We start from the raw sequence: 15,001 nt of genomic DNA on the forward strand, positions 1-15,001 counted from the left end.
GCCCGGAGCCGGGTGTCCCGTCGGGCGGTCCGGGCACGGTGTCCCGTCAGGCGGTCCGGCCGGTGCCCGCTCCGCCGGCAGCCGCCTTGATGCCCTTGGTGATGTCGTCCAGGACGGAGAGCTTCGGCGCCCCGGCGTTGACGTCGAAGCCGGAGCGGACGACGACCAGCAGGTCCTCGGAGGCGGGGGAGGGGAAGGCCAGCGACTCGACGTACCCGTCGTCGCCCTTCTCCGTCACCACCTTCCACCGCACCGCGTAGCCCTTCTGGCCCGCCACGGTGACCGGCCCGGACTTGAGCTGTTCGTGCGAGGCGATGCCTCCGTAGATCTTCTCGCCGTACGACTCCTCGGCGTTGACCGCGATGTCCTTCTTGGCCGCTGCCTCCGCCGTGGTCGCGTCGAGCTTCAGGGCGACCGCCGGGGCGGAGAACACACCGCCGCGCACGCACTTCTCGCCCGAGTTCCCCGGACAGGCGTACTCACCGGTGGTGAGCCCGGCTCCGACGGTGCCCGACCTGCCGGTCCAGCCCTTGGGCACCGGGAGGCTGATGCCGCTGGCCAGATCCGTCGCATACCCCTTCTCGGTCGGCGGGATCTGCCCGTCGGGGCCCTGACCGCCGCTCCCGTTCCCGCCGCTGTCCCCGCCGTTCCCGTCCGGTGCGCCGGGCCCCGGGCTGCCGGACGGTGCGGGCCGCGGCGCGGTGGCGGCGGTGCCCGGCCGGTCGTCGCCGTCCTCCTGGAGCAGAAACACACCGCCCCCGATGGCCGCGAGCACCACCACGCCGACCGTCACACCGACGGCGACGCGCGTCCGGCGCCGCCGGATCGCCGCGGGCGGCACACGGAGGTGCTCGGTCCACCGGGTCCCGTCCCACCAGCGTTCCTGGGCGGGGCCAATTCCTGAATGCCCGGGGTCTGGATGCCAACCGGGCGGACTCATCTGGGTCACGGTGTGCACCGTATGCGTACTGAGTGAGAATCACATGAACTATCGACACACGAACTCTCGGCGCAGGGGCGTGGCGCACCGCGCCGGAGGCACGCGTTTCGGGCCGGCCGCGGACCGCGGAGAGCCGTCAGGGCTCGATCAGACCGGCGCGGATCGCATAGCGGGTGAGCTCCAGACGGTCGCGCAGTCCGAGCTTGTGGAGCAGGTTCGCGCGATGCCTCTCCACGGTCTTGACGCTGATCACGAGGAGTCGGGCGATCTCCTTCGACGAGTGGCCCTCGGCCACCAGCTTGAGGATCTCCTCCTCGCGTTCGGTGATGGCGCGGGCCGGGAGGTCGTCCCCCTCCCTGGCCCGTTCGAGGAAGTGCCGGATCAGCGCGGTGACCGCACCGGGGTAGAGGAACGGCTCGTCGCGCATCGCGGCCCGGCAGGCCTCCACGAGGTCCCGGTCGGCGACGGACTTCAGTACGTAGCCCGCCGCTCCCGCCTTGAGCGCTTCGAAGAAGTACTGCTCGTTGTCGTACATGGTCAGCATGAGGATGCGCAGTTCCGGCTGGATCCGGGACAGCTCGCGCGCCGCCTGGAGCCCGGTCAGGCGGGGCATCGCGATATCGAGGATGGCCAGGTCCGGCCGCTCGGCGCGGGCCATCTCGACGGCCTCGGCACCGTCGCCCGCCTCGGCGACCACCTGGAGATCCGGTTCGCTGTCCAGGATGAGGCGGACACCGCGTCGGACCAGGGCGTGGTCGTCGGCGAGCAGGATGCGGGTCGTGCGCGCCGGTTTCCCCGGGGCGACGGGAGAAGCGGCGGCCGGGCCGGGGGAGGCGGGCGGGTACGAGGACATGGGCATGGTCACCGGCTTTCGTTCCGGACGGGCACATCGAGGCGTATCTCGGTGCCTTGCAGGGGGCCGCCGCCGAGGTGGAGCGCGGCGCCGATGAGCAGGGCGCGTTCGCGCATCCCGCGCAGTCCCCCGCCCTCGGGGGCGTCACCGAGTCCCCGGCCGTTGTCGCGGACGCACAGCTCCACCCCGCCCGTGCTGCGGCGCAGCGAGAGCTCCAGACGAGTGGCGCCGGAATGGCGGACCGTATTGGTGAGGCACTCCTGGGCGATGCGGTACACGACGAGTTCGGCCTCGGCCCCCAGTTCGGGCAGGTCCTTCTCCATCCGGCGGCCGACCGTCAGCCCGTCGGGCGTCGGTGTCTCGGTGAGCAGCGCCGTCAGGGCGCTGACCAGGCCCAGCTCCTCCAGCACGCCGGGGCGCAGCCGGCGGGCGATCCTGCGGATCTCGTCCAGCCCGCCGCGGGTGACCTCCTGGACCTGGCGCAGTTCGCCGCGCAGCGGTTCGGGGGCCCGGTCGGCGACGCGCTTCAGTTCGAGCAGTACGGCGGTCAGCGTCTGGCCGACCTCGTCGTGCAGTTCCTGGGCGACCCGGCGGCGTTCGGCCTCCTGGGCGGAGAGCGCGCGGGCGCTGCTGGCGGCCCGCTCCGCCTCCAGCCGGTCGAGCATCGTGTTGAACGTCTCGATCAGGTCGGCGACCTCGCCCTGCCCGGCGACCTCGGGGCGCGGGCTCGGGCGCAGCAGGTCGATGGTGGTCATCGCCCGGGTGACCCGCTGGAGCGGGGCGAGTCCGAGCCTGAGCAGGGCCGCGTTGGCGACGAGCATCGAGGCGATGCCACCGGCCAGGATCAGGGCCTCGGTCAGCAGCACCGGGGTGGAGATGGTGATCGGGCCGAGCAGCAGGAGGGCACCGGCCGCCACCAGCACCGCCGCGTTGAGCAGGAAGATCCGCCGGAACAGGGACAAGGGAGCACAGCCTCCTCAGGACAGGTGTACGCACGGTTGACTGCCTCCACTATCGCCGCTGACTTTGCGCCGTGCCCCGCCCCGGTCCCCGCGTGCGCCCGCGTACATGGTGACCGCCCCCGGAAATGGGTGGTGTCCCCGATGGTCCGGGCGGCGTCGCGTCCAGGAGCATGGAGGACGGGTCCCGCCTCCGCGCACCCGGCGGTGACGGCCTCGTACACAGCGGTTTCCGCACCGGGAGGGAGACATTCATGCCCACGTACGACAAGCGGCTGCGTGATCTTGAGGAGCGACTGCGTCACGAGGACCCCGAGTTCGCCGATGCGCTGTCCGGCGGCAGCACGCGTGCCCCGCGCGGGAACCGCCGGGTCCAGGCCTGGATCTGGCTGGGTGCCGGGCTCGCCGCCCTGGGCGCCGGAATCGCCGCGGAACACGGTCTCCTGATCGCCGCGGGCCTCGTGGTGGCCGGGGTGGCCGGTCAGCTCTTCGACCCTCAGCGCGGCCGGCCGCGCGGCCGGAGCGTGCCACCCGCACGCTGAGCCCGTCGGACCTCCCCGCGCCCGGCGGACCCGGTCACGGCGCGCGGTCGGCGAAGTAGGCGGAGGGCGTGATTCCCAGCGTGCGGCGGAACATCGCGGTGAAGGCGCTGGGGGTGGCATAGCCCAGTTCCGCGGCGACCGCCGTGACCGGGGTGCCGGACGCGAGCAGGGTGACCGCGTGGACGAGTCTGGCCTGCTGCACCCAGCGGGCCAGTCCCATGCCCGTGGCGGCGGTGAATCCGCGCTGGAGACTGCGCGTACTCATATGCGCGAACGCCGCGGCCCTGGGCGTCGTCCACCGGCGGCCGGGGTGCTCCCGGATCGCCTCGCAGAGCCGGTGCAGCCCCTCGGGCCCGTTGTCCCGGGGAGCCGGCAGATGCAGCGCGGGGACGGGGCGCGGGGCCAGCTCAAGGAGCAGCAGTTCCATGACCCTGCCGTCGCGGCCCCGCCGGTCGTACTCCACCGGAATCCGGGTGGCGTCCTCGATCAGCTCGCGCAGGAGCGGGGAGACCGAGACGACGGTCGGTGCGGTGGGCAGGTGCCAGGAGGACTGCGGCTCGATGTAGAGGGTGCGCATGGCCACCGCGCCCGCGCAGGTCATGGCGTGGGTGAGCCCGGCCGGCACCCAGACGCCCCGGGTGGCCGGAACCACCCAGACCCCGTGCCCGGTCGTGACGGTGATCGCTCCCGTCGTGCCGTAGATCAGCTGGGCCCGCCGGTGCTCGTGCGGCGGGATGTGGTGGCCGTCCGCGAGATCGCGTGCCATGGCTCCGACGGGCCGGGGCACGTCCTGGTAGTCGTCGCGGAGCTCGCTCTTTCCATACATTGGCGCACTCTCGATAGATGATGGCGCTACACCGAAAGTATGCCGGTTCGGGCCGTCCTAACGTCGACCCATGTGAACCGACCCCATACCCGCACCGAAACCGAAACCGACCCCGGATCCGGCACCGCTCCGGTACGTACCCGGGGGCTGACGGCCCTGCTCGCCTGCACCAGCGCCGTCACCGCGGCGAACGTCTATGTGAACCAGCCGCTGCTGGCCGACGCGGCGGACTCCCTGGGAGTGCCGCCCGATGTCCTTGGCTCCGTACCGACAGCCACCCAGCTCGGCTACGCGGCGGGCATCCTGCTGCTCGTGCCCGCCGGGGACAGCCATGACCGGCGGCGGCTGATCCTCGGCCTCGGCACGGCCTCCGTGCTCGCGCTCGCCGCCTGCGCCGCGTCGCCCACGGTGTGGTGCCTGGTCGTGTCGAGCTTCGTACTGGGACTGCTGTCCCCGGTTCCGCAGCTCGTCACGCCCTTCGCCGTGGCGCTGGCCGGCCGGCAGGGCGGGGCGGGAGCGGGCCGGGGAACGCTGGTGGGTACGGTGCAGGCGGGGCTGCTGGTCGGGGTCCTGGCCGCACGCGCGTACTCCGGGGCGCTGGCCGAACTCTTCGGCTGGCGTGCCGTGTACGGCTGTTCCGCCGCGCTGACGCTGCTCCTGATGGCCGTGCTCCGGCGCGCCCTGCCCCGGGTTCCCCCGGCCGCCGGGACACCTGCCTACCGCGCCACGCTGACCTCGCTGCCCAAGCTCTTCGCGGCCGACCGGCTCGTCCGGAGCATCACGCTCTCCGGTGCGCTGGTCGGGATCTCGTTCGGCGCGTTCTGGACGGCGCTGACGTTCCTCCTGGAGCGCGCCTACGGCTTCGGTCCCACCGGAATCGGGCTGTTCGGCCTGGTCGCCGCGGCCAGCGCGCTCGGCTCGCCGTACGCCGGGCGGCTCGCCGACCGCCTCGGGCACCGGCTCTCCCTCGGGCTGCTCATCGGGCTGGTCGTCGGGGGGTGGCTGCTTCTCGCGCCCGGCGGCGACGGGCTGCTCTGGCTGATCGCGGGAGTGGTCGTTCTCGACGTGGGCGTCTGGGGCAGCCAGGCCGTCTGCCAGACGGCCCTGTTCACCCGCGACCCCGCTGTCCACAGCCGGCTCAACACGCTCTACTTCACCCTGCGTTTTCTGGGCATCGCGGTCGGGTCGCTGCTGGGCACCCTGGCCTGGGCGGGCGGCGGCTGGGCCGGGGTGGTGGCACTCGGCACAGGCGCGGCGGTGTGCGGCCTGCTGGTCGCGGTGGTGCCCTCCCGGGCGGCCGAGAGGTGAGGGCCGGTGCCCGTCCGGACGCCGCCGGGCAGCCGGGCCGGACGGTACCCGACGGGTTCGGTCCGACCACATGGCATGCGTGACATAGTCTGAGAATTCGACCGTCCGTGAGGTGCAGGGAGTGGTGGATGCCCGTCGAGTGGCAGCCGGTACGGCAGTCCCGTACGCATGAGCTCGTGCTCCAGAGCATCGAGGACCGGGTGTCCTCCGGTGAGCTGAGGGCGGGCGACCGGCTGCCGCCCGAACGGGAGCTGGCCCCCGTGCTCGGTGTGAGCCGGTCCGCGCTGCGCGAGGCGCTCCGGGTGCTGGAGACCATCGGCGTACTGGTGGCCCAGCCCGGACGGGGCCCGGACTCCGGCGCCCGGATCGTCCGCAACCCGGACGACGCGCTCGGCCGGCTGCTGCGCCTGCACTTCGCGCTCGGCAGCTACAGCCTGCACGACGTCCTGGAGGCGCGGGTCGTCCTGGAGCGGTCCAGCTTCGAGGCGGCGGCGGGATACGCCGGGGCCGAGGACCTCGACGAGGCACAGGGGCTCGTCCGGCGGATGGGCGGGCCGGACGTCACCGTCGGCGAGTTCAACGACCTGGACACCCGCTTCCATGTGCTGATCGCCCAAAGTTCCGGCAACGCGCTCACCTCCACGCTCACCTCCGCCGTACGCGAGTCGGTGCGCCCGCTGATCCTGCGCGCGCTGGAGGCGGCGGCCGACTGGCCCGCCACGGCCCGTGCGCTCAACGCCCAGCACACGGAGCTGCTGCGCCTGGTGCGCGAGGGGCGCGGCACCGAGGCCGCGGACCTGGTGGAGGAGCACATCCGGGGGCTGCACGGCACGCTCGTCGACGAGAACGCCAGGGGCTGAGAGGCCGGCGGGGCTGGTCGGGAGGACCCAGGGGACGGTGCGCGACGCACCGTCCCTTTTTCGCGACCTCATCGTTCCGGATGCGGACCGAGGCTAGTATGGTCCGACCATACAAACGACCGAGGAGGCCCCATGCGCATCGGACTCTTCGCCACCTGTCTGGGAGACACGCTCTTCCCCGAGGCGGTGAAATCCACCGCGGTCCTGCTCGCCCGCCTGGGACACGAAGTGGTGTTCCCGCCGGAGCAGACCTGCTGCGGCCAGATGCACGTCAACACCGGATACCAACGTGAACCCGTTCCGCTGGTACGCAACTTCGCCGACCAGTTCGGCGACGCCTCCATCGAGGCGGTCGTGATGCCGTCCGGCTCCTGCGCGGGCTCGGTCCGCCATCAGCACAGGATCATCGCCGAACGGTACGGTGACACCGCGCTGCGCGCCGCGGTCGCCACCGTCAGCGCGAAGACGTACGAGCTCTCGGAATTCCTGGTCGACGTCCTCGATGCCACCGACGTCGGCGCGTACTTCCCGCACCGTGTCACCTACCACCCCACCTGCCACTCCCTGCGGATGCTCCGGGTCGGTGACAAGCCGCTGCGACTGCTGCGTGCCGTCGACTCCATCGACCTCGTCGAGCTTCCCGAAGCAGAGGTCTGCTGCGGCTTCGGCGGCACCTTCGCCGTGAAGAACGCCGAGACGTCCACCGCGATGCTCCAGGACAAGATGACCGGCATCGTGGCCACCGGGGCCGCCGTGTGCACCGCCGGGGACTCCTCCTGCCTGATGCACATCGGCGGGGGACTCTCCAGGATCAAGGCGGGTACGCGCACCCTGCATCTCGCCCAGATCCTCGCAGCCACCCGCACCTCGCCGCACGCCCTGCTGGAGGCCGCCGCATGAGCACCTTCCTCGGTATGCCCGCCGCGCCGCCCCGCTCCCCGTACGGGACGGGCAATCTGCGCGGCGAGCAGACGTTCCCCCAGGCCGCCCACGACGAGCTGCGCAACGGCCAGCTGCGCCGCAATCTCGGCCGGGCCACCCGCACCATCCGCGCCAAACGCCTCCACGTCACCGGCGAACTCCCCGACTGGGAGCAGTTGCGCGACGCCGGATCGGCCATCAAGACCGACACCATGAACCGGCTTCCCGAACTCCTGGAGCAACTGGAGCGCAAGGTCACCGAGCACGGCGGCACCGTCCACTGGGCCCGCGACGGAGCCGAGGCCAACGAGATCGTCACCCGGCTGGTGAAGGCGACGGGCAGCGCCGACGTCATCAAGGTCAAGTCGATGGCCACCCAGGAGACCGGCCTCAACGAGCACCTGGAAGCCGCCGGGATCACCCCGTACGAGACCGACCTGGCCGAACTCATCGTCCAGCTCGCCCACGACAGGCCCTCGCACATCCTGGTGCCCGCGATCCACCGCAACCGCGACGAGATCAGGCAGATCTTCCTCAAGGAGATCCCCGGCGTCGACCCGGGGCTGGACAACGTGCCCGCTCACCTGGCCGCGGCCGCCCGCGCCTATCTGCGCGAGAAGTTCATGACGACGAAGGTCGCCGTCTCGGGCGCCAACTTCGGGATCGCCGAGACCGGCACCCTGTCCGTCGTCGAATCCGAGGGCAACGGCCGGATGTGCCTGACCCTGCCCGACACCCTCATCACCGTCATGGGCATCGAGAAGGTCCTGCCGCGCTACTCGGACCTGGAGGTCTTCCTCCAACTGCTGCCGCGCTCCTCCACGGGCGAGCGGATGAACCCGTACACCTCGATGTGGACCGGGGTGACGCCCGGCGACGGGCCGCAGGACTTCCACCTGATCCTGCTCGACAACGGACGGACCGCGGCCCTCGCCGACACGATCGGACGCGCGGCCCTCAACTGCATCCGCTGCTCCGCCTGCCTCAACGTGTGCCCGGTGTACGAACGGGCCGGCGGACACGCCTACGGATCGACCTACCCCGGCCCGATCGGAGCGGTGCTCACTCCGCAGCTCGCCGGGATGCACGCCGCCAAGGACGACCCCAACAGCTCGCTGCCGTACGCCTCCAGCCTCTGCGGCGCCTGTTTCGACGCCTGCCCGGTCAAGATCGACATCCCCTCGCTGCTGGTCGAGCTGCGTCACCAGAACACCGAGCAGTCCGGTACGACGGCGGAGAAGTTGGCCATGAAGGCCGCCGCGGCCGTGATGAGCAGGCCGAAACTCTTCACCGCCGCGCAGAAGGCGTCCGGTCTCGGCCGGGCCGTCGCCGGGCGGGACGGCACGATCTCGCATCTGCCCGCACCGCTCAACGGCTGGAGCGACAGCCGCGACACCGCCGCCCCGCCCCGCCGGACCTTCCGCTCCTGGCTGGCATCGGCGGAGGGCGCCGCCACGATGCGGGCCGCCGCCGCGGAATACGACAGCAGCCGCCAGGAGGACGAGAAATGACCACCGCCCGTGACACCGTGCTCGGCCGGGTCAGGGACGCCCTGGCCCTCGCCCCCGCCACCGCGACGGCGATCCCGCGCGACTACCGCACCGGCCGCACCCTGCCCGACGACGTACGGCTGGCCCTGTTCACCGACCGGCTCGTCGACTACAAGGCGCGCGTCCACCCCTGCACGGCGGACCGTACCGCCGACGTGCTCGCCGAGGTCCTGCGGGAGCACGGCGCCCATCGGATCGGCGTGCCCGCCGGGCTCGACGCGCGGTGGCTCGCCGCGTTCGACGGCGAGGTCCAGCAGGACTCCGCCGGCGTTCCCGCGCCGAGCCTCGACACCCTGGACGGGGTGGTGACCGCCTCCGCCGTCAGCTGCGCGGAGACCGGCACGATCTTTCTGGACGGTTCGCCCGACCAGGGACGCCGGGCCCTGTCCCTCGTCCCCGATCTGCACGTCTGCGTCGTCGACCTGTCCTCGGTCGAGGCCGGTGTGCCGGAGGCGGTGGCCAGGCTGGTGCCCGAGCGGCCGACGACCCTGATCAGCGGGCCCTCGGCCACCTCGGACATCGAACTGGAGCGGGTGGAGGGCGTCCACGGCCCGCGCACCCTCGCCGTGGTGATCCGCACGGATGCCTGAGGGCTGTACCGGAGTCCGGGGGACCGGAGCCCGGGGGACCGGAGCCCGCAGGACCGCCCTCAGAGCTGATCCACCGTCACTCCCGCGGAGCCGAAGACGATTCGCGTCCTCGCCCCGTCCCACGCCCACACGGCCTCCACCGTGTCACCGTTCGCGGCCCGGACGTCCGCCACCGCGGCGAGCCCGCCGGCGTCCGGTTCCGCGGTGAGCGAGGCGAGCGCCACCAGCAGCGCCGTGCCCCGCGTGTCGGCGGAGAGCCGGGGCAGCACGGCCCAGCGGGTGAACGCCGTGCCCTGCGGGGCCCGCACCTCCTCCCGCTCCTGCCAGCCGTGCAGCCCGTGCAACTGGGACCGCACCCCGTCCCCGGGACCCGTCGCCCAGCCGGTCTGCTCGATCCGGGCCCCGTCCGGAGCCCCCAGCACCCGGTGCACCCGCAGCTCGTAGCGGCCCCGCACGACGGTGACGCTCTCCACCCGCAGCCCCGGCACCGTGGGCGGGCCCGACGGGAATACCGGGCGGTGCCAGGACGCGGCCCAGCCCCAGCCCTCGCCGTGCCCCGCACCCAGCGGGTGGATGCGCACCCGCGCGCTGCGAGCCCCGCCGAGCCGCACCGACAGATGGTTGTCCGCGGTGTTCGCGGCGGAGGTCGGGCCGGTCACCGTGGAGTAGGCCTGCCGGGCGTAGAGCGGGTCCTGACCGGCCGCCGGCTCGCCCTCGTGCGGCCGGACGTGGTCGCTGCCGTGATTGTGCAGCCGGACGATGCCGTCCGCCCGCGTCGACTGCACGAGCAGACCGGGAGCCGGTACGGACAGCACCCGGTCGGGGCCCTCGCTCGGCGCGGGCTCCTCGGTCGCCGTCCACAGCGGATGCTCCGCGGGGGCGAGCAGCGCGACGAACGCCTTGGACGCCCAGTACGGCGACGAGGGGCCGGAGTAGGTCTGGAGCGTGGCCTCGTGCGGGCCGTGCCAGCCCAGGGAGAGCAGCCCGTCGTCCCCGGTCGCGCCCCGCTCCAGGAAGTAGCGCAGCGATCCGCTCACCAGCCGCCTGGACACCCCGGGGGAGAGCGGGGTGTGCCCGCTCACCGCACCGATCCCGGCCGCGGCGCCCGCCGCGAAGCGGTACGAGAGGGAGCGCCCGAAGTACAGCGGCGCGCCGTCGGCCCCGAACATCGCGGCATGGCTCTCCAGATGCTCGCGCAGTCGCGCTCCGTAGCGCTCGCCCAGCTCCGTGTCCCCCGACAGATGGGCGTCGAGCACCGGATAGAGGTGCAGGGCCCAGCCGTTGTAGTGGTCGAAGGCACGCCCGTCCCCGTCCGCGTACCAGCCCCCGCCCCGGTACCAGCCCTCCAGCAGCTCCAGCGCCCGCTCCCTGGCCCGCGCGGTCTCGGCGTCGCCGCGGCCCACCGACTCCAGGAACCCGGCGACGGAGTACGGGAACAGGTACCAGTTGTTCGGCGCCGGAGTGTGCCGCAGCGCTCCCCGGAGCCACTCCTCGGCCCGGTCGCGCACCCCGTCGTCGAGCAGGTCCCAGAGCCAGGGCCGGGTCAGCCGGAGGCCGATGGCGACGGACGCGGACTCCACCATGGGCTGCCCCTGCACCTGGTGGTCCAGGATCAGCGGCCAGGACTCGGTGTCCTCCCGCCCGGGGGTGCGCGTACCGGCGCCCAGCCCGTCCGCGTACCGCTCCAGCCAGCCGTGCGGGTCCTTGCCCTCCGCGCCCGCCACGCGGAACGCGGCGGCCAGGAACGTACGGGCGTACCCCTCCAGTCCGTCGGACCGGACCCCCGAGGCCGAGGGCCTGCCCGGGAGGTCGAGCAGGGCCCGGCCGGGGGTGGCCCACCGCCAGGCGGCGTGCAGCAGCCCGTCGGCCGCGGCCTCCCAGTGCGCCCGGGTGTAGCCGGTGTACGGGCTGCGGGCACGGTCTTCGGCGGGGAGTTCGAAGGAGAGGGTCATGCGAGGAATGCCAGCCTTTCGGGTCGTACGGGATGGGCGAAGCCGTCGCCCGCGGCCCAGCGCCCGGCCTCGCCGACCGCCAGTTCGGCCAGCCGGCGCCACTCGTTGCCCTGGGACCCGGCGAGATGAGGGGTGATCAGTGCGTTCCCGCATTCCCACAGGGGGTGCGCGGCAGGCAGCTCGTCGGGGTCGGTGACATCGAGCACCGCCCGGATCCGGTCCTGCCGGAGCACGTCGGTCAGCGCGTCCTGGTCGACGACAGCGCCGCGCGAGGTGTTGATGAGGACGGCGTCCGGCCGCATGGAGGTGAGGAGTTCACGGCTGACGAGACCACGGGTGGCGGGCAGCAGCGGTGTGTGGACGCTCACCGTGTCGCTCAGCGCGAAGAGTTCGCCGATGCCCACCCGCCGGACGCCGAGCGCCCCGGCGTCCGCCGCGGAGACGTACGGGTCGTACAGCAGGACCCGCAGGCCGTACGGGCGCAGCAGCTCGATCACCCGCCGCCCGGTCATCGAGGCGGACAGGATGCCCACCGTGCGGCCGTAGTTGCCCACGTGCGGAGGAGTCCTCAGGGGATTCTCGCGGCGGCGTACGGTCCGGTAGTCGCGTGCCCGTTCCAGGGCCCGCTTGCCGGACAGGAGGATCATCGCGACGGTGTACTCGGCGACCGGCAGGGCGTTGGCCGCGGCGGCCGACGAGATGTCGATGCCACGCTCCCAGCAGGCCTCGGTGACATGGCCGCGTACGGAGCCCGCGGTGTGGACGACGGCCCGCAGCGCGGGGGCGGCGGCCAGGACGTCCGCGTCCAGCGGTGGGCAGCCCCAGCCGGTGACCAGGAGTTCGACATCCGCGAGAGCGGCGCGGGCGCGGTCGGTGGTGAAGTCGTCGAGCACGGGCGGCGGGGTGAGCGCGCACACCTCGCCCAGCGCGGCCAGGGACTCCGGCGGGAACACGGCGGCTGCCGCGTCCCTCCCCATGGCCAGGGCGGCGCGCGGACGGCGGACCGGCGCGGGCGCGGCGGGACCGGTGGTGGGGGTCATCTCTCTCCTGTCCGGTTGCTTGACTGCGCCCGCCGCGAGCCCCGAGCGCCGGAGGCGCTGGAGCGGAGCGGACGCGAGGATCAGCGGCATCACCGCGAGCAGCGGACCACGGGAAATCCTGATCGACTGATCGGTCATGGTCAATAGATCGCTCAGAAGAAAGTTGAAACGGTCAAACGATCATTTCAGGGCCGGGCCGAGCCCCCCGATGTTCGTCCGAACGCCTCGCGCGAGCGCCCGGGGCGCGGCACGGGCGGAACCCCCGGCCGCCCGCCGGAAAGAGGGATGACCGGACGCCGAAAACCGGGTGTGTCTACCATCTGATCCGGCATGGACACCATCACACTCTGGCAACTGGCCGCGCTCGCGGCGGCATCCACACTCGTCGGCTTCTCCAAGACGGCGGTCAGCGGTGCCAATACGATCAGCCTCGCGGTCTTCGCGGCCGTACTCCCGGCCCGCGAATCCACCGGGGTGCTGCTCCCGATCCTGATCGCCGGTGACATCCTCGCCGTGCTGGTCTACCGCCGTCACGCGCACTGGCCGACCCTGCTGCGGCTGTTCCCCGCCGTCGCCGTGGGCGTGGTGGCGGGAACGCTCTTCATGATGTGGGCGGGCGACGCCGCCGTACGGACCTCGATCGGCGCGATTCTGCTGTTCATGTCGGGCGTCACCATCTGGCGCCGTCGTACCGCCGCCGTCCCGGCGCAGGCGGGTGCGACGGAGCGAGGCCCCTCACGGGCCGGCCGGATCAAGGCACGCACCTACGGAGTGCTCGGCGGATTCACGACCATGGTCGCCAACGCGGGCGGCCCCGTCATGTCGCTCTATCTGCTCTCCGCCGGTTTCCGGAAGCTCGGCTTCCTGGGAACGTCGGCGTGGTTCTTCCTGATCGTCAACACGTCCAAGGTGCCCTTCAGCGTGGGCCTCGGGCTCATCGACGCCCGGTCGCTGCTGCTGGACGCGTGCCTGGTGCTGTTCGTCGTCCCCGGCGCGTTCATCGGCCGCACATGTGTGGGCCGGATCAATCAGAAGGTCTTCGAACGGATCGTCATCGGGGCGACCGTGCTGGGCGGCCTCCAGCTGCTGCTGAACTGACGCAGCGGCCGGACACCGCCCGGCACACCGGTCAGACGATGCCCTCGGCGATCTCCGCCTGCTCCCGGGCGTTCCCGTACGCGGACGGGGTGCTGTACGAACGGCGGGCGACGAACCACCAGATCGTGGCCAGGACCAGTACCGCGACCAGGGCGATCGACGCGTAGTTCATGGAGTCGATCGTCACCGGCGAGGACTGCGGCAGCAGGAACAGCACGGTCACGATCGCGACCCAGACCACGGCGATCCAGCCGATCGGCTTGGACCAGCGGCCCAGATGCCACGGTCCGCGCTCGAAGCGGTCCCCGGCGCGCAGCTTCAGATAGATCGGGATCGCGTAGGCGGGAGTGATGCCGATGACATTGATCGCGGTCACCGCGCCGTAGGCGGTCGCGGAGTACAGCGACGGCACCGCCAGCAGCGCGGCGACACAGACCGAGAGCCACACGGCCGGCACCGGCGTCTGCGTACGGGCGCTCACCTTGCGCCACAGCGCGGAGCCCGGCAGCGCGTTGTCCCGGCTGAACGCGAACACCATCCGGCTGGCGGCGGCGACCTCGGCGTTGCCGCAGAACAGCTGTGCCGCGATCACGATCAGCAGCATCGCCGTGGCGCCCGCGGTGCCCAGCGCGTCGATGAGGATCTGGGCGGGCGGCACTCCGGTGGCGCTGTTCTGCGTGCCCGCGTAGTCCTGGATCGCGAAGGTGAGCCCGGCCAGCAGGACGAATCCGGCCACCCACGACACCCAGATCGCGCGGACGATGCCCTTGGCGGCGGTCACCGAGGCGTTGGACGTCTCCTCGGACAGATGGGCCGAGGCGTCATAGCCGCAGAAGGTGTACTGGGCCAGCAGGAGCCCGATCGCCGCGACGTACAGCGGGTTCTCCCAGCCCGTGTCATTGACGAACTCGGTGAAGACGAAGGACGGCGACTGGTGGTTGGAGGGCACGATCGCCAGTACGGAGACGATCACGGCCACTCCGCCGAGGTGCCACCACACGCTGATCGAGTTCAGCACACTGACCAGGCGGACGCCGAACAGGTTCAGTACGGCGTGCAGCAGCAGGATGCAGAGGAAGATCACCATCGTGGACCCGGGGGTGGGGTCGAAGCCCCACTGAAGGTTCAGCAGCGCACCGGTGAACAGTGCGGCGCCGTAGTCGATACCGGCGATCGCGCCCAGCAGGCCGAGCAGATTCAGCCAGCCGGTGTACCAGCCCCATTTGCGGCCACCGAGCCGGTCGGCCATGTAGTAAAGCGCCCCCGACGTGGGGTAGGCGCTGGTGACCTCGGCCAGCGCCATGCCGACACAGAGCACGAACAGGCCGACGCCGGCCCAGCCCCAGAGCATCACCGACGGGCCGCCGGTCGACATGCCGAACCCGTACAGCGTCATACAGCCGGACAGGATCGAGATCACGGAGAAGCTGATGGCGAAGTTGCCGAATCCGCCCATGCGGCGGGCCAGCACCGGCTGGTAGCCGAGTTCCCGCAGGCGTTGCTCTTCATCTCTCTGCGGAGTGGCCTCCGCGCTCGACTGCTTGCTGGTGGATATGGACATG

Annotated in this window: 14 protein-coding genes; 7 read left to right on the plus strand and 7 right to left on the minus strand. The window is 72.1% G+C overall.

The features are described from left to right. Window positions 1-46: 46 nt before the first annotated feature. From ABT170_RS23960 to ABT170_RS23970, 3 genes are all read right to left on the minus strand, one after another. Window positions 47-940: a DUF2510 domain-containing protein gene (locus ABT170_RS23960; protein WP_351870680.1), complete on the minus strand. Its 894-nt coding sequence runs from the start codon at window positions 938-940 to the stop codon at window positions 47-49. A 136-nt stretch (window positions 941-1,076) separates the two neighbouring features. Then, on the minus strand, window positions 1,077-1,799 hold the full coding sequence (locus ABT170_RS23965) for a response regulator (protein WP_351870682.1): 723 nt from the start codon (window positions 1,797-1,799) through the stop codon (window positions 1,077-1,079). A 2-nt stretch (window positions 1,800-1,801) separates the two neighbouring features. Next, a complete protein-coding gene (locus ABT170_RS23970) occupies window positions 1,802-2,755 on the minus strand; it encodes a HAMP domain-containing sensor histidine kinase (protein ID WP_329947294.1) in 954 nt (317 codons plus the stop codon). Between the two features lie 251 nt (window positions 2,756-3,006). Here ABT170_RS23970 and ABT170_RS23975 point away from each other — a divergent pair, with 251 nt between their 5' ends. After that, window positions 3,007-3,294, plus strand: a complete 288-nt coding sequence (locus ABT170_RS23975) for a DUF3040 domain-containing protein (protein WP_329947293.1) — start codon at window positions 3,007-3,009, stop codon at window positions 3,292-3,294. A gap of 34 nt (window positions 3,295-3,328) precedes the next feature. Here the strand turns inward: ABT170_RS23975 and ABT170_RS23980 are convergent, their stop codons facing one another. After that, complete coding sequence (locus ABT170_RS23980) at window positions 3,329-4,120, minus strand: AraC family transcriptional regulator (RefSeq protein WP_329947292.1); 792 nt, start codon at window positions 4,118-4,120, stop codon at window positions 3,329-3,331. A gap of 72 nt (window positions 4,121-4,192) precedes the next feature. On the opposite strand from ABT170_RS23980, the gene ABT170_RS23985 reads away from it, so the two are divergent. The 5 genes from ABT170_RS23985 to ABT170_RS24005 all read left to right on the plus strand — a co-directional run bounded on the left by ABT170_RS23985 (window position 4,193) and on the right by ABT170_RS24005 (window position 9,349). Then, entirely contained in the window at window positions 4,193-5,428 is a 1,236-nt protein-coding gene (locus ABT170_RS23985) for an MFS transporter (protein WP_351870574.1), read from the plus strand. A 128-nt stretch (window positions 5,429-5,556) separates the two neighbouring features. Then, the gene (locus tag ABT170_RS23990; RefSeq protein ID WP_351870577.1) at window positions 5,557-6,288 is read left to right on the plus strand and encodes a FadR/GntR family transcriptional regulator; all 732 of its coding nucleotides are present in this window, start codon (window positions 5,557-5,559) and stop codon (window positions 6,286-6,288) included. Between the two features lie 132 nt (window positions 6,289-6,420). After that, on the plus strand, window positions 6,421-7,188 hold the full coding sequence (locus tag ABT170_RS23995) for a (Fe-S)-binding protein (RefSeq protein ID WP_351870580.1): 768 nt from the start codon (window positions 6,421-6,423) through the stop codon (window positions 7,186-7,188). Then, window positions 7,185-8,720, plus strand: a complete 1,536-nt coding sequence (locus ABT170_RS24000; protein ID WP_329947288.1) for a lactate utilization protein B — start codon at window positions 7,185-7,187, stop codon at window positions 8,718-8,720. The genes ABT170_RS23995 and ABT170_RS24000 overlap by 4 nt, the downstream gene beginning before the upstream one ends. Further along, window positions 8,717-9,349 carry a LutC/YkgG family protein gene (locus ABT170_RS24005; RefSeq protein ID WP_351870582.1) on the plus strand — a complete coding sequence of 211 codons (633 nt, stop codon included), beginning with the start codon at window positions 8,717-8,719 and terminating at the stop codon, window positions 9,347-9,349. Before ABT170_RS24000 ends, ABT170_RS24005 begins: the two co-directional genes overlap by 4 nt. Window positions 9,350-9,408: 59 nt before the next feature. Here the strand turns inward: ABT170_RS24005 and ABT170_RS24010 are convergent, their stop codons facing one another. Both ABT170_RS24010 and ABT170_RS24015 read right to left on the minus strand, forming a co-directional pair. Continuing rightward, window positions 9,409-11,301, minus strand: a complete 1,893-nt coding sequence (locus ABT170_RS24010) for a DUF2264 domain-containing protein (protein WP_351870585.1) — start codon at window positions 11,299-11,301, stop codon at window positions 9,409-9,411. Further along, complete coding sequence (locus ABT170_RS24015; protein WP_351870685.1) at window positions 11,298-12,341, minus strand: hydroxyacid dehydrogenase; 1,044 nt, start codon at window positions 12,339-12,341, stop codon at window positions 11,298-11,300. Before ABT170_RS24015 ends, ABT170_RS24010 begins: the two co-directional genes overlap by 4 nt. Window positions 12,342-12,671: 330 nt before the next feature. Between ABT170_RS24015 and ABT170_RS24020 the strand changes: the two genes are divergently transcribed. Further along, the gene (locus tag ABT170_RS24020) at window positions 12,672-13,439 is read left to right on the plus strand and encodes a sulfite exporter TauE/SafE family protein (protein ID WP_351870588.1); all 768 of its coding nucleotides are present in this window, start codon (window positions 12,672-12,674) and stop codon (window positions 13,437-13,439) included. A 31-nt stretch (window positions 13,440-13,470) separates the two neighbouring features. Here the strand turns inward: ABT170_RS24020 and ABT170_RS24025 are convergent, their stop codons facing one another. Continuing rightward, window positions 13,471-15,000, minus strand: a complete 1,530-nt coding sequence (locus tag ABT170_RS24025; RefSeq protein WP_266926045.1) for an amino acid permease — start codon at window positions 14,998-15,000, stop codon at window positions 13,471-13,473. Window position 15,001 lies beyond the last annotated feature (1 nt).

This window comes from Streptomyces sp. NPDC001787 (assembly GCF_040297465.1).
Classification (GTDB): domain Bacteria; phylum Actinomycetota; class Actinomycetes; order Streptomycetales; family Streptomycetaceae; genus Streptomyces.

Bases quoted from the DNA above. Each gene is read 5' to 3' on its own strand.
- ABT170_RS23980 (WP_329947292.1), bottom strand. From the start codon at position 4,120: ATGTATGGAAAGAGCGAGCTCCGCGACGACTACCAGGACGTGCCCCGG.
- ABT170_RS24005 (WP_351870582.1), top strand. From the start codon at position 8,717: ATGACCACCGCCCGTGACACCGTGCTCGGCCGGGTCAGGGACGCCCTG.
- ABT170_RS23990 (WP_351870577.1), top strand. From the start codon at position 5,557: ATGCCCGTCGAGTGGCAGCCGGTACGGCAGTCCCGTACGCATGAGCTC.
- ABT170_RS23975 (WP_329947293.1), top strand. From the start codon at position 3,007: ATGCCCACGTACGACAAGCGGCTGCGTGATCTTGAGGAGCGACTGCGT.
- ABT170_RS24020 (WP_351870588.1), top strand. From the start codon at position 12,672: ATGGACACCATCACACTCTGGCAACTGGCCGCGCTCGCGGCGGCATCC.
- ABT170_RS24010 (WP_351870585.1), bottom strand. From the start codon at position 11,301: ATGACCCTCTCCTTCGAACTCCCCGCCGAAGACCGTGCCCGCAGCCCG.
- ABT170_RS24025 (WP_266926045.1), bottom strand. From the start codon at position 15,000: ATGTCCATATCCACCAGCAAGCAGTCGAGCGCGGAGGCCACTCCGCAG.
- ABT170_RS23995 (WP_351870580.1), top strand. From the start codon at position 6,421: ATGCGCATCGGACTCTTCGCCACCTGTCTGGGAGACACGCTCTTCCCC.
- ABT170_RS24000 (WP_329947288.1), top strand. From the start codon at position 7,185: ATGAGCACCTTCCTCGGTATGCCCGCCGCGCCGCCCCGCTCCCCGTAC.
- ABT170_RS24015 (WP_351870685.1), bottom strand. From the start codon at position 12,341: ATGACCCCCACCACCGGTCCCGCCGCGCCCGCGCCGGTCCGCCGTCCG.
- ABT170_RS23965 (WP_351870682.1), bottom strand. From the start codon at position 1,799: ATGCCCATGTCCTCGTACCCGCCCGCCTCCCCCGGCCCGGCCGCCGCT.
- ABT170_RS23960 (WP_351870680.1), bottom strand. From the start codon at position 940: ATGAGTCCGCCCGGTTGGCATCCAGACCCCGGGCATTCAGGAATTGGC.